At 70.6% G+C, this 22,626-nt stretch carries 25 protein-coding genes and 1 pseudogene; 17 read left to right on the plus strand and 9 right to left on the minus strand.

Annotated features, from left to right (window positions below; translation table 11 throughout):
- The first annotated feature begins 6 nt into the window (after positions 1-6).
- The 5 genes from ACLQ2U_RS19665 to ACLQ2U_RS19685 all read left to right on the plus strand — a co-directional run bounded on the left by ACLQ2U_RS19665 (position 7) and on the right by ACLQ2U_RS19685 (position 5,447).
- Positions 7-1,062: an ABC transporter permease gene (locus ACLQ2U_RS19665; RefSeq protein ID WP_425752151.1), complete on the plus strand. Its 1,056-nt coding sequence runs from the start codon at positions 7-9 to the stop codon at positions 1,060-1,062.
- Complete coding sequence (locus ACLQ2U_RS19670; protein WP_425752152.1) at positions 1,059-1,988, plus strand: ATP-binding cassette domain-containing protein; 930 nt, start codon at positions 1,059-1,061, stop codon at positions 1,986-1,988. Before ACLQ2U_RS19665 ends, ACLQ2U_RS19670 begins: the two co-directional genes overlap by 4 nt.
- Positions 1,985-3,016, plus strand: coding sequence for a Gfo/Idh/MocA family protein (locus tag ACLQ2U_RS19675; RefSeq protein ID WP_425752153.1), 1,032 nt, complete (start codon positions 1,985-1,987; stop codon positions 3,014-3,016). The genes ACLQ2U_RS19670 and ACLQ2U_RS19675 overlap by 4 nt, the downstream gene beginning before the upstream one ends.
- A 2-nt stretch (positions 3,017-3,018) precedes the next feature.
- Positions 3,019-3,894: a sugar phosphate isomerase/epimerase family protein gene (locus ACLQ2U_RS19680; protein WP_425752225.1), complete on the plus strand. Its 876-nt coding sequence runs from the start codon at positions 3,019-3,021 to the stop codon at positions 3,892-3,894.
- Positions 3,895-3,965: 71 nt separating this feature from the next.
- The gene (locus ACLQ2U_RS19685) at positions 3,966-5,447 is read left to right on the plus strand and encodes a CoA-acylating methylmalonate-semialdehyde dehydrogenase (RefSeq protein WP_425752226.1); all 1,482 of its coding nucleotides are present in this window, start codon (positions 3,966-3,968) and stop codon (positions 5,445-5,447) included.
- A 126-nt stretch (positions 5,448-5,573) separates the two neighbouring features.
- Here ACLQ2U_RS19685 and ACLQ2U_RS19690 read toward each other — a convergent pair whose 3' ends face one another.
- Entirely contained in the window at positions 5,574-6,758 is a 1,185-nt protein-coding gene (locus ACLQ2U_RS19690) for a phytanoyl-CoA dioxygenase family protein (protein WP_425752154.1), read from the minus strand.
- A gap of 124 nt (positions 6,759-6,882) precedes the next feature.
- On the opposite strand from ACLQ2U_RS19690, the gene ACLQ2U_RS19695 reads away from it, so the two are divergent.
- The 3 genes and pseudogenes from ACLQ2U_RS19695 to ACLQ2U_RS19705 all read left to right on the plus strand — a co-directional run bounded on the left by ACLQ2U_RS19695 (position 6,883) and on the right by ACLQ2U_RS19705 (position 7,920).
- Positions 6,883-7,041 carry a LacI family DNA-binding transcriptional regulator gene (locus ACLQ2U_RS19695; RefSeq protein WP_425752155.1) on the plus strand — a complete coding sequence of 53 codons (159 nt, stop codon included), beginning with the start codon at positions 6,883-6,885 and terminating at the stop codon, positions 7,039-7,041.
- A gap of 35 nt (positions 7,042-7,076) precedes the next feature.
- A pseudogene (locus ACLQ2U_RS19700) lies at positions 7,077-7,376 on the plus strand (LacI family transcriptional regulator); the annotation flags it as partial.
- Between the two features lie 76 nt (positions 7,377-7,452).
- Positions 7,453-7,920: a substrate-binding domain-containing protein gene (locus ACLQ2U_RS19705; RefSeq protein ID WP_425752230.1), complete on the plus strand. Its 468-nt coding sequence runs from the start codon at positions 7,453-7,455 to the stop codon at positions 7,918-7,920.
- Positions 7,921-8,037: 117 nt separating this feature from the next.
- Here ACLQ2U_RS19705 and ACLQ2U_RS19710 read toward each other — a convergent pair whose 3' ends face one another.
- Complete coding sequence (locus ACLQ2U_RS19710; protein WP_425752156.1) at positions 8,038-9,039, minus strand: LacI family DNA-binding transcriptional regulator; 1,002 nt, start codon at positions 9,037-9,039, stop codon at positions 8,038-8,040.
- A gap of 97 nt (positions 9,040-9,136) precedes the next feature.
- Between ACLQ2U_RS19710 and ACLQ2U_RS19715 the strand changes: the two genes are divergently transcribed.
- The gene (locus ACLQ2U_RS19715; protein WP_425752157.1) at positions 9,137-10,186 is read left to right on the plus strand and encodes a Gfo/Idh/MocA family oxidoreductase; all 1,050 of its coding nucleotides are present in this window, start codon (positions 9,137-9,139) and stop codon (positions 10,184-10,186) included.
- Positions 10,183-11,001 carry a TIM barrel protein gene (locus ACLQ2U_RS19720; RefSeq protein WP_425752158.1) on the plus strand — a complete coding sequence of 273 codons (819 nt, stop codon included), beginning with the start codon at positions 10,183-10,185 and terminating at the stop codon, positions 10,999-11,001. The genes ACLQ2U_RS19715 and ACLQ2U_RS19720 overlap by 4 nt, the downstream gene beginning before the upstream one ends.
- Before the next feature lie 121 nt (positions 11,002-11,122).
- Here the strand turns inward: ACLQ2U_RS19720 and ACLQ2U_RS19725 are convergent, their stop codons facing one another.
- Positions 11,123-11,293 carry a hypothetical protein gene (locus ACLQ2U_RS19725; RefSeq protein WP_425752159.1) on the minus strand — a complete coding sequence of 57 codons (171 nt, stop codon included), beginning with the start codon at positions 11,291-11,293 and terminating at the stop codon, positions 11,123-11,125.
- A 36-nt stretch (positions 11,294-11,329) separates the two neighbouring features.
- Here ACLQ2U_RS19725 and ACLQ2U_RS19730 point away from each other — a divergent pair, with 36 nt between their 5' ends.
- A complete protein-coding gene (locus ACLQ2U_RS19730; RefSeq protein ID WP_425752160.1) occupies positions 11,330-11,689 on the plus strand; it encodes an oligopeptide/dipeptide ABC transporter ATP-binding protein in 360 nt (119 codons plus the stop codon).
- Positions 11,690-11,840: 151 nt separating this feature from the next.
- Positions 11,841-12,485, plus strand: coding sequence for a helix-turn-helix transcriptional regulator (locus tag ACLQ2U_RS19735; protein WP_425752161.1), 645 nt, complete (start codon positions 11,841-11,843; stop codon positions 12,483-12,485).
- Between the two features lie 59 nt (positions 12,486-12,544).
- Here the strand turns inward: ACLQ2U_RS19735 and ACLQ2U_RS19740 are convergent, their stop codons facing one another.
- The 3 genes from ACLQ2U_RS19740 to ACLQ2U_RS19750 form a co-directional block, all read right to left on the minus strand.
- On the minus strand, positions 12,545-13,792 hold the full coding sequence (locus tag ACLQ2U_RS19740) for an NAD(P)/FAD-dependent oxidoreductase (RefSeq protein WP_425752162.1): 1,248 nt from the start codon (positions 13,790-13,792) through the stop codon (positions 12,545-12,547).
- A 19-nt stretch (positions 13,793-13,811) separates the two neighbouring features.
- Positions 13,812-14,405, minus strand: a complete 594-nt coding sequence (folE, locus tag ACLQ2U_RS19745) for a GTP cyclohydrolase I FolE (RefSeq protein ID WP_425752163.1) — start codon at positions 14,403-14,405, stop codon at positions 13,812-13,814.
- A 681-nt stretch (positions 14,406-15,086) separates the two neighbouring features.
- A complete protein-coding gene (locus ACLQ2U_RS19750) occupies positions 15,087-15,953 on the minus strand; it encodes an NUDIX hydrolase (protein ID WP_425752164.1) in 867 nt (288 codons plus the stop codon).
- Between the two features lie 177 nt (positions 15,954-16,130).
- Between ACLQ2U_RS19750 and ACLQ2U_RS19755 the strand changes: the two genes are divergently transcribed.
- Positions 16,131-17,033 (plus strand): ARPP-1 family domain-containing protein, encoded by a 903-nt coding sequence (locus ACLQ2U_RS19755; protein WP_425752165.1) that lies wholly within the window; start codon positions 16,131-16,133, stop codon positions 17,031-17,033.
- Between the two features lie 297 nt (positions 17,034-17,330).
- Complete coding sequence (locus ACLQ2U_RS19760; protein ID WP_425752166.1) at positions 17,331-18,095, plus strand: DUF427 domain-containing protein; 765 nt, start codon at positions 17,331-17,333, stop codon at positions 18,093-18,095.
- A 49-nt stretch (positions 18,096-18,144) separates the two neighbouring features.
- On the opposite strand, the gene ACLQ2U_RS19765 is transcribed toward ACLQ2U_RS19760, so the two are convergent.
- Positions 18,145-18,891 carry a hypothetical protein gene (locus ACLQ2U_RS19765; RefSeq protein ID WP_425752167.1) on the minus strand — a complete coding sequence of 249 codons (747 nt, stop codon included), beginning with the start codon at positions 18,889-18,891 and terminating at the stop codon, positions 18,145-18,147.
- Positions 18,892-19,061: 170 nt separating this feature from the next.
- Between ACLQ2U_RS19765 and ACLQ2U_RS19770 the strand changes: the two genes are divergently transcribed.
- On the plus strand, positions 19,062-19,322 hold the full coding sequence (locus ACLQ2U_RS19770) for a hypothetical protein (RefSeq protein ID WP_425752168.1): 261 nt from the start codon (positions 19,062-19,064) through the stop codon (positions 19,320-19,322).
- Between the two features lie 131 nt (positions 19,323-19,453).
- Here the strand turns inward: ACLQ2U_RS19770 and ACLQ2U_RS19775 are convergent, their stop codons facing one another.
- Together ACLQ2U_RS19775 and ACLQ2U_RS19780 are read right to left on the minus strand one after the other, a co-directional pair.
- Entirely contained in the window at positions 19,454-20,023 is a 570-nt protein-coding gene (locus ACLQ2U_RS19775; RefSeq protein WP_425752169.1) for a nucleotidyltransferase family protein, read from the minus strand.
- A gap of 43 nt (positions 20,024-20,066) precedes the next feature.
- Complete coding sequence (locus ACLQ2U_RS19780) at positions 20,067-21,626, minus strand: PucR family transcriptional regulator (RefSeq protein WP_425752170.1); 1,560 nt, start codon at positions 21,624-21,626, stop codon at positions 20,067-20,069.
- Between the two features lie 146 nt (positions 21,627-21,772).
- Here ACLQ2U_RS19780 and uraD point away from each other — a divergent pair, with 146 nt between their 5' ends.
- Together uraD and uraH are read left to right on the plus strand one after the other, a co-directional pair.
- Entirely contained in the window at positions 21,773-22,291 is a 519-nt protein-coding gene (gene uraD / locus ACLQ2U_RS19785) for a 2-oxo-4-hydroxy-4-carboxy-5-ureidoimidazoline decarboxylase (RefSeq protein WP_425752171.1), read from the plus strand.
- Positions 22,288-22,623 carry a hydroxyisourate hydrolase gene (uraH, locus tag ACLQ2U_RS19790; RefSeq protein ID WP_091345090.1) on the plus strand — a complete coding sequence of 112 codons (336 nt, stop codon included), beginning with the start codon at positions 22,288-22,290 and terminating at the stop codon, positions 22,621-22,623. Before uraD ends, uraH begins: the two co-directional genes overlap by 4 nt.
- Positions 22,624-22,626: the final 3 nt, after the last annotated feature.

Below are 22,626 nucleotides of genomic sequence, written 5' to 3' on the forward strand. Positions count from 1 at the left end.
GCTGATATGACTGCTACGGCCACAGAGCCGAGCAGGGGGTTGGCCGCCCGGGACGACCGGGTGGCCACCCGCCCCCTGGCGGCACGGCTGCTGAGCCGCCCTGAGGTCGGGTCGCTCATCGCCGCGATCGTGATCTTCCTGCTCTTCATGGCGGTCGCGGAGCCCTTCCGCAACGTCGCCAACGTCGGAACGATCCTCTACGGGGCCTCGACCATCGGCATCATGGCCGTCCCCGTGGCGCTGCTCATGATCGGCGGGGAGTTCGACCTCTCCGCCGGCGTCGCGGTGACCACCTCCGGGCTCTCCGCGTCCCTGCTCGCCTGGAACTTCGGGCTCAACGTCTGGGTCGGCATCCTGCTGGCGCTGGTCGTCTCCGTGGCGATCGGCGCGTTCAACGGGTGGCTGCTGCTCAAGACCGGACTGCCGAGCTTCCTGGTCACGCTAGGCACGTTCTTCATCCTGCAGGGCGTCAACCTCGGCGTCACGCGGCTGCTCACCGGCAACGTCGCCAGCGCCGACATCAGCGACATGGACGGCTTTGGCAGCGCGCAGAACATCTTCGGATCCGAGGTGACCCTCGGGCCGGTCAACTTGAAGATCACGGTCCTGTACTGGGCCGTGCTGACCGTCATCGCCGCCTACGTCCTGCTGCGTACGCGGGTGGGAAACTGGGTGTTCGCGGTGGGCGGTGACGCCGCCGCGGCGCGCGCCGTCGGCGTACCCGTCCGGGCGACCAAGATCGGCCTCTTCATGGCCGTGGGGTTCTGCGCCTGGCTCTCCGGCATGCACCTGCTGTTCCAGTTCAACACGGTGCAGTCCGGCGAGGGCGTCGGCAAGGAGTTCATCTTCATCATCGCCGCCGTCATCGGCGGCTGCCTGCTCACCGGCGGCTACGGCTCGGTGGTCGGCGCCTCGCTCGGGGCGCTGATCTTCGGCATGACCCAGCTCGGCATCAACTACGCCGGCTGGAACCCCGACTGGTTCAGGACCTTCCTCGGCGTGATGCTGCTGCTGGCGACGCTGGTGAACATGTACGTCAAGAAGAGGGCGGACCTGCGATGAGCACCCCGACGACGGAGCGGCACGAGGCCGCCGGGCACTCGACAACCCCCATCCTCGAACTCGAGAACGTCGGCAAGAGCTACGGCAACGTCCACGCCCTGCGCGGCGTCAGCCTCAACGTCCGCCAGGGCGAGGTCACGTGCGTTCTCGGCGACAACGGCGCCGGCAAGTCGACGCTGATCAAGATCATGTCCGGCCTGCACGACCACACCGACGGCACGATGAAGCTCGACGGCGCGGCACGCCGCTTCGGTTCGCCGCGGGCCGCCCAGGCGAGCGGAATCGCCACCGTCTACCAGGACCTCGCGCTCGCGCCGCTCATGTCGGTGTGGCGGAACTTCTTCCTCGGCAACGAACTGCGCAAGGGGCCGTTGCGCACTCTGGACATCGCCCGGATGAAGCGCATCTGTGAGGACGAACTGGGCAAGATGGGGATTGTCGTCCCCGATCTCGACCGGCCGGTCGCGGGCCTGTCCGGCGGCCAGCGCCAGTGCATCGCCATCGCCAGGGCCATCTACTTCGGGGCGAGGGTAATCATCCTCGACGAGCCGACGGCCGCGCTCGGTGTCAAACAGTCCGGTGTCGCCCTGCGGTACATCGTCAAGGCTCGCGACGCCGGGCTGGGCGTCATATTCATCACCCACAATCCGCACCACGCCTACCTCGTCGGCAACCACTTCGTCATCCTCAAGCTCGGTCGAGTCGTGCTGGACGCGCACCGCGACGACCTGACCCTCGAACAGCTCACGACGGAGATGGCGGGCGGCCAGGAGCTGGCGGAGCTCAGCCACGAGCTGCGCGGGGTCGACCCGGGCAAGGTCATCGAGCCCGGGGAGGTCGAGCACGGTCACGTCGGAGCCCCCGCCCTCAGCCCTGAGGAACTCAAGGGCGTGGAGCGCGAAGAAGAGGAGGAGCTGAGGGCATGAGCGCATCGCCCCTGCGGGTCGGGATCATCGGCGTCGGCATGATGGGTACCGACCACGCCGACCGGCTCGTCCACCGCGTCGCCGGAGCGGAGCTGGTCGCGGTCTCCGACCCGGACGCCGCCCGGGCCGCCGACCTGGCCGGACGCTTCGACGGCGTACGCAGCGTCCGTGACCCGCTCGAACTCATCGCCGCCGAGGACGTCGACGCCGTGCTCATCGCCTCGCCCGGCCTCGTGCACGAGGAGCAGGTCCTCGCCTGCGTCGAGCACGGCAAGTACACCCTGTGCGAGAAGCCGCTGACGATGGACAGCGAGTCCTCGCTGCGCGTGGTCGAGGCCGAGCGCAACAAGGCCGGCCGGCCGCTCATCCAGGTCGGCTTCATGCGGCGTTTCGATCCCGAGTACGCCGAGATGAAGCGACTGCTCGACTCCGGTGAGCTCGGACGGGTCCTGCTCGTGCACAACACCCACCGCAACAAGACGGTTCCGGACTCGTTCCGCTCCGACATGATCGTCAGCGACTCGTTGGTGCACGAGGTCGACGTGTGCCGCTGGCTCTTCGATGACGAGATCGAAGCGATCACCGTCCTCGCGCCGAAGCCGACCGGCAAGGCGGCCGACGGAGTCGTCGACCCCCAGGTGGCCATCTTTCACATGGCTGGCGGCGGCATGGCCACGACGGAGGTCTTCGTCAACTGCCAGGTCGGCTACGAGGTCCGCTGCGAGGCGGTGGCCGAACTCGGCAACGTGACGGTCGGCCTGGGGCAGAACCTGTTCGTCCGCCGCGACAACCACTACGGCGGCCACATTCCCGACGACTTCCGTGACCGCTTCGCCCGCGCCTACGACCTGGAGGTTCAGGCGTGGGTCGACGCGTCACGCCGGGGCGAGGTCGTCGGGCCCACCACCTGGGACGGCTACGCCGCGACGGCGGTGTGCATGGCCGGCGTGGAGTCGCTTGCCACCGGCAGGCCTGTCTCGGTTGACATGGCCGACCGCGCCGAGGTCTTCCGGGGTGCAGGCACGTGAAGATGGCCCTCGACCCGTACATGTTCCGGGAGGTGCCCCTCCTGGAGCTGCCGGCTCTGGTCGCGGAGTTGGGCTACGAGTGGATCGAGCTGTCGCCGCGGGAGGACTTCACGCCCTTCTTCAACCATCCGCGGGTCGACGACGGCACCGTGCGGCGTTTCAAGAGGGCGCTGACCGAGGCGGGCGTGGGTGTCTCGTCGGTGCTGCCGCTCTACCGGTGGTCGGGCCCCGACGAGGACGACCGGCAGGCCGCGGTGCGCTACTGGAAGCGGGCGATCCAGATCGCGGTCGAGCTCGGGGTCGACACGATGAACTCGGAGTTCAACGGCAATCCCCGCCAGGCGGCTGTGTGCGAGCGGCAGTTCTGGCGCTCCATGGAGGAGCTCCTGCCGGTGTTCGAGCGGGAGGGGATCCGGCTGGTCCTCGAGCCGCATCCGGACGACTGGGAGGAGGACGGCAAGCGGGCGGTCGACATTCTCCGCGGCATCAACTCGCCTCTGGTGTCGTTCCTCTACTGCGCGCCGCACACCTTTCATCAGGGCAACGACTGCACGGGCATCATGCGGAAGGCGGGCGATCTGCTGACCATGGTCCACGTCGCCGACTCGTTCGACCACACCGCCTCCTCCGGGCTGCGCTACATCGTCAATCCGCCCGGCTCGCAGGTGACCGTCCACCAGCACCTGGACATCGGGCAGGGCGAGGTCGACTTCGACGAGTTCTTCTCGGGCCTGGAGTCGATCGGTTTCGACGGAATCGTCACCACGTGTGTCTTCGCCTGGGAGGAGCGAGCCCGGGAGTCCAGCGCCTTCATGCGCGACGCCATCCGCGACCATCTCCGCCGCTGGGCAGCGCCGCCCACCTTCGAATCCTCCTAGACCATCCGGCAGACCGCCGCCAGTCCGCACGCGGAAGGACCGTGAGCATCGTGAGCACCTCACCTGCCCGTATCACCCATCTCATCGGCGGTCGCCCTTGGGATGGCGTCCCAGAGCGCACCAGCGAGGTCTTCAACCCGGCATCGGGAGAGGTCACCGCCCGCCTCGACCTGGCATCCGCGGGCCTCGTCGGCGATGTCGTCGCCACGGCCCGGACCGCCTGGGAGGCCTGGGCGGAGACGTCGCTGGCCAAGCGCACGCGCGTGCTGTTCGGGTTCCGCGAGCTGCTCAACGCGCGTCGGGATGACATCGCCGCGCTGATCACCGCCGAGCACGGCAAGGTGCTCGACGACGCGCTCGGCGAGGTGACGCGGGGCCTCGAGGTCGCCGAGTTCGCCTGCGGGATCCCGCAGCTGCTGAAGGGCGGGTTCACCGAGAACGCCTCTACGAAGGTGGACGTGTACTCGCTCCGCCAGCCGCTCGGGGTCGTCGCCGTGATCTCCCCGTTCAACTTCCCCGCCATGGTCCCGTTGTGGTTCATCCCCATCGCCATCGCCTGCGGAAACGCGGTGGTCCTCAAGCCCAGCGAGAAGGATCCATCGGCGGCGGTGGCCGTGGCCCGCCTCTGGACCGAGGCCGGCCTGCCGGACGGGGTGATGAACGTGGTGCACGGTGACAAGGAAGCGGTCGACGCGCTGCTGACCCACCCTGACGTCAAGGCCGTCTCGTTCGTCGGCTCCACTCCCATCGCCCGGTACGTCTACGAGACCGGCACGGCGCACGGCAAGCGGGTCCAGGCGCTCGGCGGCGCCAAGAATCACATGCTGGTCCTGCCCGACGCGGACCTCGACCTCGCGGCGGACGCCGCGATCAACGCCGGCTTCGGCTCCGCCGGCGAGCGGTGCATGGCGATCTCCGCGCTCGTCGCGGTCGACACCATCGCCGACGAGCTCGTCGAAAAGATCACCGAACGGATGCGCAAGCTGCGCACCGGCGACGGCACCCGCGGGTGCGACATGGGGCCGCTGGTCACCGGCGCGCACCGCGACAAGGTGGCCGGCTATGTGGAGGCGGGCGTCGGAGAGGGCGCGACCCTGGTCGTCGACGGCCGCAAGGACGAGTTCGACGGCGGCGAACAGGGCTTCTGGCTCGGTCCGACCCTTTTCGACAACGTCAGCCCGGAGATGTCCGTCTACCGGGATGAGATCTTCGGCCCGGTGCTGTCGGTGCTTCGCGTGCGGTCCTACGAGGAGGGGCTGGACCTCATCAACGCCAACCCGTACGGCAACGGCACCGCCATCTTCACCAACGACGGGGGCGCGGCCCGGCGCTTCCAGAGCCAGGTGGAGGTCGGCATGGTGGGCATCAACGTGCCGATCCCGGTGCCGGTGTCCTACTACTCGTTCGGTGGTTGGAAGGACAGCCTCTTCGGCGACAGCCACGCTCACGGCATGGACGGCGTCCACTTCTACACCCGCGGCAAGGTGGTGACCTCGCGCTGGCTCGACCCGAGCCACGGTGGGCTCAACCTGGGCTTTCCTCGAAACGACTGAGATCCTCCGCCGTTCGACCGCCGGCCGGTGACGGTCCCCGCAGCAGCAGCCGCTGAGACGTCTCCGGGCAACCCGTGCCCAGCGGCGCGGATTGCCCGGACGACGTAAGGGGTGGCCGGCGTGAGGTCAGTGGCTCAGCTTCGCGGCTGACTGGGCCGCGAGCCGCTCGGCCAGCTGCTGCGGGGACGCTCCGGCAGCGAGCGCCCGCGCGACGAGCGTGGCCTGGCTCGGTGGGGCCATGCCACCGATGGGCGGGTCCCGGTCGAGGTTGGTGGGGAAGGCGTAGCCCTCGGCGCTGGCGGCGATGACGTTGGCCAGGGCGCGTTCGTCCCAGCCGGCGGCCTTGCGCGAGAGCAGGACCGGGTAGACCGCGGCGGCGACCCGTTCGCGGTCCACCGTCTCCATGGCCCGACCGAACGCGGACGAGATCTGCAGCAGATTCGCCATGCGCCTGATGTCCGCTGAGTGGTTCGATCCCGCCGCGTGGAACAGTGCCGGGTTGAAGAAGACCGCGTCGCCCTTATGCAGCGGCAGCTGGACGTGGTGGCCGACGAAGTGGTCCTGGAACTCCTGGAGCCAGTACGCGAGGTACCCGAGGTCGTACTTCTGCGAGTGCGGCAGGTACAGCGTCGGCCCGGACTCCACCGGCATGTCACAGTGGGCCACCGCACCCTGCAGGGTCAGGGCGGGGGCCAGCGCGTGCACGTGCCCGGGGTACTGCGCGGAGACCTCGGGCGACTGGAAGCCCAGGTGGTAGTCCCGGTGCACCGTCTGCCCCTCGCCCCCCGGGTTGACGACGTTGACCTGGGAGGTGACCTGGTAGCCCGGGCCGAGCCACGCGGTCGCCACGAGGGCGACGACGTCGTTGGCGTAGTAGTCGACGAAGGCGTCGGCGTCGGTGACGGCCAGCTTCTCCAGGGCGTTCCAGACCCGGTCGTTGGCACCGGGCTTGGCGAAATGGTCGCCGACCGCCGTCCCGGCCGCCCGCTGCTCCTCGATCATCCGCTGGAACGCCGCGCTCACCCGGTCGACGACCGCGGCCTCGAAGGCGTTATCGACGACGACGATGCCGGGACCGGCCGACAGCGCGCGGGTGATCTCCGCCTGCACGGCGGGCCGGCGCTCGGGGTCGGACCCGGCAGCCTGAAGAGCGCCCGCGTCGTACATTAGGACCTGCTGCTCGACGCGGGCGGCGTGCGGATAGTCGCCGTGGTCCGTCTGTGCCTCGAGCACCTGGAGGAGGTCCTCGAGGTGGGCGTCGGCGGCGCGCAGCCACCCCTGAGCGGTGGTGCGGGTGGGAGTGGTGGTCACGGGTCCTCCTGGATGACGGTCCTGGCGTGGTCCTCAGCATGCGGTCGGCCGGTATGGCCTGCCAGCACCAGAACCCCTCAAAAAGACCTCATGCCGGTGTCCGCCGCCCAGGTAGCGTGCACGGATGGCACGCGGGCATCGGGTACGGGATATCGCCGAGCAGGCCGGGCTGAGCGAAGCCACGGTGGATCGCGTGCTGCACATCCGACCGGGGGTGAGTCCGCGGGCCGTGCGCGCGGTGGAACAAGCCCTCCTGGATCTCGACGGCAGCAGACCCAGCTGAGGCTTGGCACACGGGCGCTGATGCTGGACGTGGTCATGCAAGCGCCGCAGCGGTTCAGCAGTGCGGTGTGCGAGGCGTTGGAGGCGGAGTTGCAGCGGACCCGACCGGCGGCCGTGCGGGCGCGGTTCCACCTGCGGGAGTCGGGAGAGGCGGCGGAGCTCGTGGCCACCCTCGACGGTCTCGGCCGTGGGCGGGTATGCCACGGTGTGCTGCTCAAGGCGCCGGACCACCCGGCGGTCGCCGCGGCGGTGCGCCGGCTCCACCAGCGTGAGGTACCCGTCGTCACCCTGGTCACCGACGTACGCGACTGCCCGCGCATCGCGTACGTGGGTCTGGACAACACGGCGGCGGGCGCCACTGCGGCCTACCTCGTCGCGCAGTGGCTGCGCGTCGGAGGCCGGCACCATACTGGTGACGCTGAGCTGTTCGGTGTTCTTCGGTATGCGGGAGCGGGCCGAGGCGTTCCGTACGGCGATGGGAGCATTTGCTCCCGAGCTGCGCATCGTCGTCCTCCCCGACGCCAACGGCCTCGACGAGGCCATGGCGGGGCTGGTCCGGTCGGCGCTGGCCGAGCACCCGGGCGTGCGGGCCATCTACTCCGTCGGTGGGGGCAACCGGGCCATCGCCGCTGAGCTGGTGCGGGCGGGCCTGGAGTGCGAGGTCTTCCTCGGCCACGACCTCGACGAGCACAACGTGGACCTGCTCCGGGCCGGAACGCTGCACGCGGTACTGCACCACGACCTGCGCGCCGACACGCGGGCCGCGCTGCGCCAGGTGCTGCGCCACCATCGGCTGCTGGCCGGGGCGCCGACCTCGGTGCCGGCCGGGGTGGAGGTGGTGACCCCCTACAACATTCCGGCGCGGCTGCGGCCTGTCTGAGGTGTCACCGCAGCAGAGGCGCAGCCGACGAGGACCGACAACCCGAGCAGGGCCCGGTCGAGGTATGCCTGGGAGAGCCGCCGCGCCGCGGCCTCCACCAGGGCGACGGTGCCACGGTCAGCGGGGCGTGCCGCTGGTGGCCCGGACCACCAGGGTCGGTGGCACGACCACGGCAGGTCCCGGCGGCACGACCTGATCGAGCCGGGCCGCGAGCCGCTCGACGGCGAGGCGCCCGAGCGCGTCGGCATCCTGACGGATGGTCGTCAGGGCGATATGAGCGTAGGAAGCGGCCCGGATGTCATCGAACCCGACCACCGAGAGCCCCCCGGGCACTGCCAGCCCGGCCCGCCGCGCGGCGTCGACGATGCCGAGCGCACAGCGATCGTTGAAGGCGGCCACCGCCGTGGGACGCTCCCGGGGCGGGGCTGCCAGCAGCGCGGCGGCCGCCCGCGCACCGTCCTCCTCGGTGAGGCCTCCGGGCAGGAGTGGCGTGTCGGGAAGGCCGAGCCGCCGTACGGCCGTCCGATAGCCGCGGCGCCGCTGGGCGGCGCCGGCTGCCGGACCACCGTCGGCGTGGGCGATCCGCTGGTGGCCGAGTCCGTGCAGGTGGGCGACCGCCTGCCGCAGTCCCTCGGCGTCATCGGTACGGACCACGTCGAGGTCGTCGGCCCGTACGCCGCGCAGCACGCTGACGGTCGGCAGTCGACCCGCCATCTGCGACAGCGCCCGTGGCGGCAGCGTCGAGCCGAGCAGGACGAGTCCCTCGCAGCGTTCGCCGAGCAGGGCCCGCACCGCCTCCTCCTCACCACGACGCGGGGTAACACCGCTCAGGACCACCTCGTAGTCCGACTGCGCCGCCGCCGCGTACAGGCTGTCGATCAGGTCGCCATGGAAGGCGTGGCCAACGCCGAACACGACGCCGAGCATGCGGGTACGCGTGCTGCCCAGGCGGCTGGCTCTGCGGTCCGGCTGGTAGCCGAGGGCCGCAGCCGCCGCCAACACGCGCTGGCGGGTGGCCTCGGAGGCACCCACCGCGCCCCGGAAGACGATGGACACCAGCGCACGGGAAACGCCGGCGCGCACCGCGACGTCCTCCATCGTCGGGCGGGCCGCACTCATGGCCACCACTCTAACTAGAGCGCTCCAGACAGTCCCTTGCCGGGCGGAACGAAGTGCGACATGCTCTCCAACTAGAGCGCTCTAGTGAGGAGTCGTCATGTCGCTTCCCCCCGTGCTTCCCGTCCCGGTCCGCGTCGGACTGATCGGCGCCGGACGGATCGGCACCTTCCACGCCACCACCCTCGCCCGGCGGCTGCCGCAGGCCGAACTCGTGATTGTCGCCGACCCGGCCGACGGCGCCGCCCAGCGCCTCGCCGCGCCGCTCGGTGTCGAGGCCACCACCGACCCAGATGCCGTGCTCGCCGACGAGCGCGTCGAGGCCGTCGCCATCACCTGTTCCTCCACCGCCCATGCCGAACTCGTCATCCGGGCAGCCGCGGCGGGCAAAGCCGTCTTTTGCGAAAAGCCGATGGCGATGAGCGTCGAAGAGGCCGACGCTGCGATCGCCGCCTGCCAGGAAGCGGGCGTACCCCTGCAGGTGGGGTTCAACCGCCGGTTCGCCGCGGACTTCGCCGCCGCCAAACGGATGGTCGATGACGGCGCCGTCGGCACCCCGCAGCTGCTGCGCTCGCTCACCCGCGACCCGGACCTGGCCCACCCCACGGCCGTCCCGGCGTGGACCATCTTCACCCAGACGCTCATCCACGACTTCGACGCTTTGAACTGGTTCAACGCTGGCGCCACGGCCATGGAGGTGCACGCCATGGCCGACGCCCTCGTCGCACCCGATTGCAGAGCCGCCGGGCTCCTCGACACCGCTGTGGTAACCATCCGCTATGACAACGGCGCGCTCGCCACGGCCGAGGCCAGCTTCTCCGCAGCCTACGGCTACGACGTACGCGCCGAGATCTTCGGGTCGGCGGGAATGGTGACCGCCGGCACCCCCGCGCAGCTGCCCGTGCGGCACTGGAGCAGCGCCGGTGTGGCGGGCCCGACCGCCCGCGCCGACACTGAACTCTTCTCCGACGCGTATGCGGCCGAGCTCGCCAGCTTCTGCCAGGCGGTGCGCAACCGTACGCCACCGGCGGTCGGGGGCCACGACGCCCGAGCCGCATTACGGATCGCGCTCGCCTGCATCGCCTCCGTCCAGTCCGGCGCACCGGTCCGCCTCGACGACATCGACGAGCCGAGCGGGGCCGCCGCATGAACGCCCGAGGCCGACAGGCACCCTTCACCCTGGCCGTCTGCGCCGAGATGGTCTTCCGGGAGCTGCCCATGGGCGATCGGATCCGGCGGATCACCGAACTGGACTTCCAGGTCGAGATCTGGGACTGGACCCGACACGACGTCCACACCCTGGCGGCCCTACGCAAGGAGGGAGCCGTCTACTCCTCCATGACCGGTTACGTCCGCGGCAGCCTCACCGACCCTGCCGGTGCGGACGAACTGCTCGCCACCGCCGAGGAGTCCATCGCGGTGGCCCGACAGCTCGGGATCCCGAGGCTGAACCTGCACGGCACCGGCCTTGACCGCGACGGCCTGCCGCTGGTGCCGGCCGCAGAGGTCACCGGCCCCATGTGGCTGGCCGCACGGCACACACTCAGCCGGATCGCCCGCCTCGGCGAGGCCCACGGCGTCACCTTCGTGCTGGAAAACCTCAACACCACCGTGGACCACCCGGGCGTACCCTTCGGCCGCGCGCAGGACTGCCTGGCGCTCGTCGAGTCGGTCGGCAGCGGCCACCTGCGGCTCATGCTCGACCTCTACCACGCGCAGATCGGCGAGGGAAACCTCACCGCGCTGTGCCGCCGCGCCCTGCCCTGGATAGGAGAGATCCAGGTGGCGGACGTCCCGGGACGATGCGAGCCCGGCACCGGCGAGATCAACTATCCCGCCATCGCACGCTCCCTCGCAGACATCGGATATGTGGGCACGGTCGGCTTCGAGGGGTGGGCATCCGGAGAGGACACCGCCGCCCTGCACGCGTTCCGAGCCGCCTTCACCGTGCCACCCGCCAGATGAGGCTTCGAGGTGAGCCGCGACGACCAGCAGATCAACGTCCTGGACGGCCGCCGCCTCGACTGAGTCGGTTGATTCGCGGTGGCCGAGGCTCCACGCTCATCGTTCGCCTCGGCCGCCGCTATCACGCGCGGCCCTCAGTCTCCGGCTCGTCGTACGCGGGCTCCTCGTAGTCGTCGATGATCGCCGGGCCGTAGTCGGGGCCCCAGTCCGAAAACCTGTCGAGCACTCGCCTCGGTGGCGCCGGGTCCCCGGTCTTCGCCTCGTCTGCCGCATTCGGCTGCATGTCATTCACCGGCGCACGCTAGCGGAACTGCGCCGGAAACTCGGCATGACCACCATCTGGGTCACCCACGACCTCGGTGTGGTGGCGCGCCTGGTCGATCGGGTCGTCGTGATGTACGCGGGCCACGTGGTCGAGGACGCGCCCGTGCGACAGGTGTTCAGCGCTCCGCAGCACCCGTACACGAAGGCGCTGCTGGCCGCCCTGCCCGACCCGACTGACGACGACCGGCCGTCGCTGGCCCAGATCCCCGGACGGCCGCCGGCCGCCACCGACCCGGTGGAAGGATGCCCGTTTCGGCCGCGGTGCTCGCTGGCCGTCGACGCGTGCGCGACCCGCCCTCCGCTACAGACGCGAATGCAGGGACGGGCCGCATGCTGGGTGCCCCCGCACGAGTGGAGAAGCTGATGCTCACGGCGACCGATCTGGTCAAGCAGTACCCGGTGCGGGGCGGCGACGGTGTCGTGCGCGCCCTCGCCGTGCGGCTGCGCCGGGACCTGCCGGCTGTCACGCCCGCGTAGAGAATTTCAACAAGATCTGCTGGTGATAAACTTCCGGCATGGCAACGGCCCCGTGGCAGGCGGTGACGGCCCTCGTCGACCAGGTACGACGGGCGCTGTATGACTACGTCCGCAGCCAGGACCACCCGGTGACGCGGGACGAGGCCGCCGAGGCACAGCACATCTCGCGCAACCTTGCGGCGTTTCACCTCGACAAGCTGGTCGGCGCTGGGCTGCTGCACGCTCGGTACGAGGCGCCGACCGACCAGCCGCGCGGCCGTGGCAGAACGCCAAAGGTGTACGAGGCGGCGCCCGGCTGCATCTCGCTGACCATCCCGGAGCGCCGCTACGACCTGATCGGCGAGATCCTCGCCCAGGCCATCGCCGAAGACCCCACCGATGCCAGATCGGCAGCCCTACGCCTGGCACAGGACCGGGGCCTGACCATCGGTCGTCAGGTCGACGGTGGCGAGCCGGTCGGGGCCGTCCTGGCCGAACTCGGCTTCGAACCGGCCGACGACGAGAAGCTGATCCGGCTGCGGAACTGCCCCTTCCACGAACTCGCCGCCCAGCAGACCGAGCTGGTGTGCGGCCTGAACCAGGCCTTCATCGCCGGCCTGCTCGACGGGCTCGGCCTGACGGACCTCCGCGCGCGGCTGGCCCCCAGTCCGGGCGCCTGCTGCGTACAGATCCATCCGGCCTGACTCGCCCCGCCGCTGCGCCCACGCTCACCGGCAGGTCGGCCCCAGGCGGGACCCGGTGCTCAGCCCAGAAGATCGCCGAGTGGCACCCGCGGGTCGGAAAGCGTGGCCAGGTCGACGGCCCTGCCCCCGTGGCCCGCACGCACCAACGCCTGGATCTGGTCGGTCACGTCCCACACGTTGGCGTTCATCCCGGCCAGTACCCGACCGTCCTTGACCCAGAACGCCATGAACTCCGGCGCCGTGCCATCCACCACCGCCGGATCGCCGCGGAACACCACCCGGTCGTAATCGTCTACCCACCCCGAATACTCCATCCCCAGGTCGTACTGATCGGAGAAGAAGTACGGCAATCGCGCGTACTCGACCTGCTGGCCCAGCATGGACCGCGCCGCGGCCGGGCCACCGTTGAGCGCGTTCGCCCAGTGCTCCACCCGGATGTGCCGGCCCAGCAGCGGGTGGTAGGCGTTGGCCACGTCACCCGCGGCGTAGATGTGCGGGTCGGAGGTGAGCAGCCGGGCGTCGGTGACGATGCCGTTGTCCACCTTCAGGCCCGCCGCCTCGGCCAACTGCACGTTGGGCTGGATGCCCACGCCGACGACGACCGTGTCGGCGGCCAGTTGAGTGCCGTCGGTCAGCAGCACCGAGGACACCCGCCCGGTACCCCGCAGCTGTCGGACTCCGACGCCGAAGTGGAAGGTGACGTCGTGGCGGCGGTGCAGGTCGGCGAACACCCGGGCGACCTCGTCGCCGAGGACCCGCTGCAACGGCAGGTCCGCGGTTTCCACCACGGTCACGGCGGCGCCGTGCTGGCGGGCGGCAGCGGCGATCTCCAGACCGATCCAGCCGGCGCCGATCACCACAAGGTGGGCATGCTCAGTGAGGGCGTCGGCGATCCGATCGGAGTCCGCCAACGTGCGCAGAGACCACACGCCGTCCAGGTCTGCGCCGGGAACGTCCAGGCTGCGTGGCGTCGAGCCGGCGGTCAGCAGCAGCTTGTCGTATCCGAGCCGTTCGCCATCGTCCAGGACGACGTGGCGGGCGGCGCGGTCGATGCCGGTGACCCGGGTCGCGGTACGCAGGTCGACGTTGTTCGCCTCGTACCAGCCGGCGTCGTGCACGTACACGTCGCGCCGCGGTGTGGTCCCCAGCAGCAGGCCCTTGGACAGCGGTGGCCGCTCGTAGGGCCGGTCGGGTTCCTCACCGAGCAGGATCACTTGGCCGCCGAAGCCCTCCTCGCGGAGTGTCTGGGCGGCTTTGGCGCCGGCGAGGCCGGCTCCGACGATGACGAATGTGGCGCCGTTTTCCATGCCGCGTCTCCGAATCGTTTCAGTGGGCTCCGGTGAGGGAGAAGAATTCGGCCCTGGAGCGGGCGTCGTCACGCAGGGTACCGAGCAGGGTGGATGTCACGGTGGTGGCACCGGCGGCCCGCACGCCGCGCAACGTCATGCAGAGATGCTCCGCCTCGATGACGACACCGACGCCCTTGGGAGCCAGTTCGAGGGCCAGCCAGTCCGCCACCTGCTTGGTCAGCCGCTCCTGCACCTGGGGACGGTGGGCGAAAAGCTCCACGACGCGGGCGAGTTTGGACAGTCCGAGGATCCGATCGCCCGGCAGGTAGCCGACATGCGCGACACCGACGAACGGCAACAGGTGGTGTTCGCAGACCGACCTGATCGGGATGGACCGGGCCAGCACCAGTTCGTCGTAGCCCTCGTCGTTGGGGAAGGTGGTCATGTCGAACGGACGCGCGGTGAGCAGTTCGGCGTACGCCCTGGCCATCCGGCGCGGCGTGTCACGAAGGCTTTCGGAGTCCAGGCCGATGCCGAGTGCGGTCAGAAACCGCGCGGCGGCCTGTTCGGCGGCGACCAGGTCGCGCGCTGGTTGCCGGTCGACGCGACGTGGGGCGGGTGCGATGCTCACGTCAGCCGCCCTCGAGCGCGAAGTGCAGGTCCCACGCCGTATCCTCCATTTTCGCCAATGATCGTCGCCGTTAATCGTCATCCTGGACCCTCGGGTCCGGAATTTCAATAGCGAACGCTGGTGAAATCCGCCGCTCTGATCCGCTGCCTCCGCGACCGGGGGTGGCCCTCGCCGATCACCCGCGAAGCTCGCGGAGGACCTCGACCGACGCTCGGTAGGCAGGGTCGTCGGCGTAACCGGAGTGTCCGCGCGTGGCCGGATACGAGCTGTCCCCTGCCGTCCTGGCGAACACCGGGTCGATCATTCGCCGGTCGATGTCCTGGTTGTCGCCAACGCGGCCATCGGCAGCCCGCTCGTCGGCGCCACGAGTGCGCCTCGAGCCGCTCATCCGCCGTATCGGCGGAGGTCTGCTTCGCTTCCCACTGTCGGCGGTAGAAGCCCGCCTCGGCATCCCCCGCCACCCGCACCGCGTGCGGATGCGCCAGCATGCGCTCCGGCGGAGTTCCGGACACGCCGTGAACCCGCAGCTCGGTCCAGCCCCCGCCGTCCTGGTTCACGTAGCCGCCCATGCTCCACCTCCGGCGCTACCGCACCTCTCAGTGCCTCTCTACCGGGAAAGCTCAAGGCCCGCAGTCACCCAGCGGACCCTAATCGTGTCCGAGATTTCAACGGACCGTGTCATCAATGCGGACGTGAGCCAGCGCCGCCGGTCGCCGCCCGGACGATGCCGGACCAGCCCCCCAGCTCGGCGGAGAGTCGTCGACGGATCAGCGCCTCGCTGGGACGACCGGTGGAGCGCGCCCACGAGGCATAGCCCTGGATGGTGACCCGATCGACGCTCCTGGCGTACTCGGCGACGGAAGCCAGCAGCTCGTCAGCCGAGTACGCCGCCTCCCCGGCCCGAACCGGGGCCAGGGAAGCGGCATTTGTGTCCCTCCGGCGGTAGAGCTGCGCCGGTCGTCCCGACCCGCTCCGGTCCACGTGTTCGGTGCCCTCGATCTTGTCGTCGGCGAAGCGGCGGAAGGCGTCCTTGTGACTGACCCGGCCGTCGACGGCATCGTGGATCTGCTGCAGTTGGCGGATGGTGAAGTGATCGTTCAGCAACCGGTCCGGATCGGCAGCGTTGCGGTAGCGGGTTCGCAGGTCGCTGACGGCACGGGCGAGGATCTCCTCGTGGTCCGCGGGCAGTGTGGCCTGCCGGTCGGGCAGCGGCGGGCGGGCCTTGCCCGGTGGGGCCACGGGCGCGAGGTGGAGATCTCGCCGCTCGTCGACCTGCCGGCTGATCCGGTCGTACGGAACGGTGTCGGCGTGCGCGACCGAGACGACCCAACCCCGGGGGTCACGGTCGGGGTCGTCGAAGACGTGCAGCTGACGAGGGGCGAGCCCGGAGATGTCGCACTTGTCGCGCAGCAGCCGTAGCACGGCTTCGGCCAGCCGCTCCCGTTCGTGGACGAAGGTGCCGGGCAGCGCCCAGCGCCGGCCGTCCAGGGGCTCGTCACGACGCACCAGCAGGGCCGCGAGCTGGCCGGTGTGCGGTGTCACCGTCATCAGTGCGACATCCACGGCGAGCGACGGACGAGGGTAGTCGACGAGCCGTCGGCCCTGGCCGTCGCGCCATGCGGAGTGAGCATCGGCTTTCACGCCACCAACCTTATCTTGCTTACCACGAAAACTCCTGTTAGCTTTAGCGCGGCCAGCGATATAAGTACCAGCCCGGAGGTTTCCGTGAACGCTCTGCCCGCCCTGCACCTGGGCGCCCCGACCCAGGCCGGACCCCTCACCGTCTTTCCGGTCTGGACGGATGCCCCGATCGCTCCGACCGCCTGTCGCACATCCCTGCCCGCCGACGTCCGGATCGACGAGCTGCCAACCCCCGTGGTGGGGAAGCTGCGGGTCACTAACCCGGGCGGCACTCCCCTGCTGCTGCTGGAAGGCGCGCTGCTCGACGGCGGATGGCAGCACCGGGTGGTGACCCGCAGCATGCTGGTCGACCCCCAGGGACGGCAGGACGTGCAGGTCGCCTGCGTCGAGCAGAACCGCTGGGCGGGCGGCAAGGTCCAGCGCCTGGCGCGACACCGCGCGCCGCTGGCCGTACGCGGTGCGCTGCGCGGCCTGCGCGCGGAGACCCCCGGCGTCCGTGGGACCAACGTTGACCAGGGCGACGTGTGGCGGAGGGTGAGTCGCTATGAGCGCGATCTGGGCAACTCCCCTACCTCGTCCCTCGTCGACCTCCAGAACCGCCAGGCGACAGAGTTGAAGACGATCCTCACCAAGACCCGACCGCTGTACGGGCAGCGCGGCGTGCTCATCGGCGCGGCCGGTCACCCGGTGCTGCTGGAGGTCTACGACGACCCGCAGACCCTGGCCGAGCAGTGGGAAGCCCTGCTGTCGGCGGTGGCCCTGGACGCGCGTCTCGCCCCGCCGCAGCCCACTTCCGGGCGTCGAGCGCGCGCGTTCATCCAGCGGCTCGCTGCGGTGCCGATCCGGTCGAGCAGCATGGGCGGCAGAGCCGTCGCGGTTGACGCCGACGACGACAAGCTGCTCTCGGCTCGGGGCATCGCCCTCGGCAACCGACTGCTGCACCTCGCAGTCGTGAACGCGAAGCACCAGTTCGTGCTCGCCGGATGACGTCGCGGGGTCGCCGCACGCCCGGTCCCGAGACGCGCGGCGGGAGCTCGACGAGCTTCGCCAGCCGACCCTGCCGCCCTTCGAGCGTTGTCGCGCAGGTCGAACTGGTACGTGTCCTGGCTGAGCGCCCGGGTCAACAGGTGGGCCTCGTGGCCCTACGCGGGGGCAAGGCGCGGAAGGTTCGTGGTGGGGCGGCGTTCCGCGCGTACGACTAACGCGTGGGACGACGCACCGACCTTCCTGATCGTTGAGCCAGTGCCCGTTCGAGTCAGGTCGTTGCTGCGGTTGGAGGACAAGGTGACGGACCATCCGAAGGCGATCGCCCCGGTGGACCACATTGAGCCGGTGCCCCGCCGGATCCGCGCCTTCGTTGCCGGTGAGCAGGTGCTCGACACCACCCGTGCCCGGTACGTGTGGGAGTGGTCGTTCTACCCCCAGTACTACATCCCGATCGCCGACGTGGACCGTGACCTGCTGATCGACGATCAGCGCACCGAGCAGACGCGGCGCGGCACCGCGCGGGTGCACGGACTGCTGGTGGGCGAGACCTCCCGTGATTCGTGCGCGCGATGGTACGGAGACGACGCGCTACCTGGGCTGGCGGACACGATCCGGTTCGACTGGGCGGCGCTCGACGGTTGGTTCGAGGAGGACGAGGAGGTGTTCGTGCACCCCCGGAACCCGTACGCCCGGGTGGACGCGCTGCGGTCCACCCGCAGCGTACGGGTGGAACTGGACGGGGCGGTCCTGGCCGAGTCCACGTCGCCCGTGCTGGTCTTCGAGACCGGCCTGCCGACCCGCTACTACCTCAACCGCACCGACGTGAACTTCCGGCACCTCGTACCGTCGGCGACGACGACCGCGTGCCCGTACAAGGGCCGGACCAGCGACTACTGGTCGGTTCGGGTCGGCGGCACGGTCCACCCGGACCTGGCCTGGTCGTACGACTTCCCCACCGGCGCGCTCCTGCCGATCGCCGGCCCGGTCGCCTTCTACAACGAGAAGGTCGACCTGATCGTCGACGGGGAGCGCCTGAGCCGACCGAGAACACACTTTTCCTGAAACACTCACCACGTTCTGATCGCCAGGTCTCGTGGCGCAGATGGAGGACTCAGGCCCACTCACCCGTGAAGAGCGGAGCGACGGGGCGCTCCCGGCGCCCAATCCGCAGATCCCCGAAGATCGTGCTCCGCTCCGCTCGCTCGACCTCCGCGTCCAGGTCGATCCGCAACTCCTCGGAGGCGTCGTGGGCCGCGCCGATGAGCACGATCTCGGTCCCCGGGTGATCGAGAAAATCGGGCGGGTCGAGCGGGGCGAAGCGACGACCGTGGAACTTTCCCTGCAGCGCAGCGGGCAGCTTGACCTTTTGGGAACCACGCAGGCCGACTCCGGGTGGAGAGGGCGCCTGCGGGTTCTTCACCGTGACGATGTAGCTCGCCTCCAGCTCGATGCCGAGCTCATGCTGCGCCTCGCCGAGACGCGAGGGCAGCTCGAGCTCGTACGCGAGATGGGTGTGGTCATCGTGCCGGGCGATCACGTACGCCCCCTCCGCCGCCGGCCGGGCCGGCGGCTGCTCCCGCCCGCCGCGGGTCCTCGTCCGGTACTCACGTGCCTGCAGGGTCTTGTGTAGCTGCTCGGGCCGGTCCACCACCGCATCGACGAACGCCCAGAAACGGTCATGCTCCTCGATCCCGGGCAGACGCTTACGCCCGACCACGAGTAGCCGCAGATGCCGCCCGTGCCACGGGTGCATCACCACCAGCAGCCGCTGCACCTCTTCCAGGGAGTCGACGTGCTCCTCCTCGACCCGGGGACGGTAGAGGAAGTAGATGTCCCCGTCCTCAAGCAGCTCGGCCATTCGCCCCGCGTACCCGAAACGGCCAGCGGCCAACGCTGCAGCTCACGCGTCTCTGGAGGGACACCCGTCCGAGCACCCCGTACTCCTGGCTCCAGGCCCCGCGCGCGTTTGCTCGCGTACGCCTCGGGCATTCGCGCGACGAAGCACTGTCACGCGGGGAGGAGCAGGTTATGAAGATCCACGACCCGGCCAGCCAGGCAATGCAGAAGGACTACGACGTCACCGACATCGAGCGTCTGATGGGCAAGCGGGACTGGAAGGACTACAACCAAGTGATCAACTGGCTGAAGAAGGAGGGCGACGCGGACCGACGGTTCACCCCCGGCGAGGTACAGCACATGATTGACGACTTCTCCCGGGCGCGGGACAAGCGGATGGACTTCGTCCGTGATCCCGAGCAGCTCTGTCGGACGCTCAAGAGCAGCCGGTAGGGACATCGGTCGGGCCTCGGCCCGACCGAGCACGCATGTGAGGGGGAAGCCCGGCGCACCTACCACGTCAATGCGATGGCGTCTTGCCCGGCTGCCCGGCGCGCCACCAGCGCAGCAACTCGTCCAGCACGTCACGCACGGGAGGCCAGATCCAGGTCCTCGTCGTCGGCCACGTCGGCGCAGGGCACCACCCGCACCGCGCCGGCGTGCGCCCGCAGGTACGGCCGGGCGCCGACGTCACCCACGGCCAGAGCGGCCACGCCCGCCCAGTGGTCGCGTCCGATCAGCACCGGATGGCCGGACCGACCGTTGTCATAGCCGGCCATGACCAGCTCCGCGCGGCCGGCACCGGCGGCGACCCGCCGCACCGCCGCGGCCGTCACGCCGGGCATGTCGACCAGGATCACCACGGTGGCGGCGGCGCCGGTGTCCGCGAGCGCGGCCAGCCCGGCCCGCAGGGACGAGCCCATGCCGGTGGTCCAGTCAGGATTGTCGACGGCCGCGACCCCGTCGAGGGCGGCCCGAGCCCGGACGTCATCGGCCGCCGCGCCGAGGACCACGACCACGGGGGCGCACCGCGCCGCGCGAAGAACGACGATCGACCGATCGACCAGTAGCTGCCCGTCATGGCGGACGAGGGCCTTCGGCATGCCGAAGCGGCGTCCGCCGCCGGCGGCGAGAACAAGCCCGGCCACCCTCATCGACGGAGGCTAACACGCTGCGTCACGTCGAGCCGTCAGGTTTTCAGCCGGGCAGGCGCAGCGCGAGGAAGAAATCGACGCGGTCCTCGAAGCGGCTCAGGTCGCGGCCGGTGAGCTGCTCGACCCGGCCGATCCGGTAGCGCAGCGTGTTCACGTGCACGTGGAGCAGTTCGGCGCAGCGGCTCCAGGAGCCGGAACATGCCAGGAACGTCTCCAGGGTCTGCACCAGGCGAGCGTCGTGGACCCTGTCGTACTCGACGAGCGGGCCGAGCAGCCGGTCACGGAACGCCCGCCGGGTGTCGGTCGGCACGCCGGCCAGCAGCAGCAGGTGCGAGGCGAGTTCGCCGGCCGACACGACAGTCGCCGGGCCCGGCCGGTCGCTCGCCGCGCGCCACGCGTGCCGGGCCTCCTCCACCGCCCCGGCCAGCGCGACGGCGCCCGCAGCCGGCCCGCTGATCCCGATGGCCAGCCGGCCGGCCCCCAGCGCCGGCACCAGCGCCGCCATCCCGGCCCGTACGGTGTCGAGCACGGTTGACGCCGGCTGAGCCGGCGCGGAGACGACGGCCAGTACGCCGTCCGGTCGGTCGGCGGTCAGCCGAGCGACCACGGTCTGCGACGCGTACGGCCGGAGGATCTCCTCCACCACGGCCACGGCCACGGCCAACTCCGAGGGCGCCGGCAGCCCGGTCAGGCTCGCGGTCAGGGCGAGGAACGTCGAATCCGGGGACAGCCCGCACGACGACAGCGCCGCGCGCAGCTCACCGAGATCGCCGCCGGAGTCGAGCAGCGAGCCGACCCGGTCGGCGAGCCGCCGCTCCACCCGGGTCGCCTCGTCGGCCTGGCCCCGCGCCAGCGCGACCAGGCTGACCAGTTCGTCGGCGGCATCGGGCAGCGGCGCGCGGGCGGTACCGGCGGTCACCGCGAGCAGCCAGGACGCCAACCGGTGCTCGGGCCGGCCCGGCACGGCGAGCACGGTCAGCGGTCGCCCGTCCACAATGACCGCTACGGGCAGCCGGTCGGCCGCGACGAACGCCGCCGCCAGGTCGGCCCGGCCGGTGGAGTCCAGGCCCGCGGTGCCCGCGACGATCCGGCCGGTCGGGGTCAGCACCCAGCAGTCCACGCCCAGGTCGGCGGCGACCGGCGAGAGCAGGTCACCCAGCCGCGCTCCGGCCGCCATGGCCGCAGCCAGGCCGCGGTGCCGGACCAGCACGGTCGCCAGTCCGGTGGCTCGCCGCGCCCACAGCGACGGGTTGACCTCGTCGAGGATGTCCCGGAAGGAAACCTCGACCGGGACCTCGAACAACGGCACCTGGTGGGTCCGGCACGCCTCGACCAGGTCCGCCGGCACCGAGCCGTACGCCGCGTCGCCGGCGCCGATCGCGGCCACGCCGGCCGCCGCGCAGGCCGCGACGAAGGTCTCCGAGTCGGCCGGCGCCCGCCGCCACATCAACCCCGTCAGCACGACCTCGCCGCCGGACAGGTACCGGCGGGGGTCGAGCAGGTCGGTGACGTAGACGCGGGTGAGCGGCCGGTCCAGGTCGTCGGCGCCGGCCAGCACCGACAGCCGCAGCTGTGGAATGCCCAACGCCTCGCGCAGCAGCATCGCTGACCTTCCCGTTCGCGCCGAGGCGATCGCCCGGCTTGTAGGAACGCACGAAAACCTTACGTCGGGCGGGTCTCGGATTCGGTGTTCGGGCCGATGTCGGCCGGGCGCCACGACTGCTGTACTGCTCCTCAACAAGGATGGAGGTGATCGGCATCACCTCAGGTGGCGGCACTCTCGCCGACTTCAACGACGCACCGGCCGCGCAGGCCGAACGTGACCTGCTCGCCTGCTGCGCGGTGCCCGATTGGGCCCGCGAGGTGGCCGCCGGGCGGCCGTACCGGGATCTGCACGCCCTGGTGGAGTCGGCCGCTGCCGGCCTGCTCCGGCTCTCCTGGGAGCAGGTCGCGCAGGCGCTCGCGGCGCACCCGCGGATCGGCGAGCACGTGGGCGGCAGGGACCGTGAGTCGGCCTGGTCGCGGCGTGAGCAGGCCGGCATGGACGGCGCTGACGCGGCGACGAGGGCCGCGCTGGTCGAGGCCAATCGGGCGTACGAGCGACGCTTCGGCCACCTCTTCCTGATCTTCGCCAGTGGACGTACGGACGCCGAACTGCTGGCGGCGGCGCGTGGCCGGTTGACCAACGACGCGGCCACCGAGCGGCCGGTGGTGCACGGGGAACTGCGCAAGATCGCCCTGCAGCGGCTGGAGAGGTTGATCGGATGAGGTACGCGGCGATCTCGACGCACGTGCTGGACACGGTGCGCGGTGAGCCGGCGCGCGGGGTGCCGGTCCGGTTGGAGCGCGCCGGGGCCGAGGGCTGGACCGCCGTCGCGGACGGACACACCGACGCCGACGGCCGGCTGCGCGACTGGGTGCCGGAGCCGCACTGGGGCGCCGGCGGGTACCGGCTGGTGTTCGCCGTCGGCGCCCACCTCGGGCCGGATGCCTTCTTCGCCGAGATCACGGTGGCGTTCCAGGTCCACGATCCGGCCCGCCACCACCACGTGCCGCTGCTGCTCAGCCCGTACGGCTACACGACCTACCGAGGGAGTTGACCC

Source organism: Micromonospora sp. DT47, from assembly GCF_049844475.1.
Lineage (GTDB): Bacteria > Actinomycetota > Actinomycetes > Mycobacteriales > Micromonosporaceae > Micromonospora.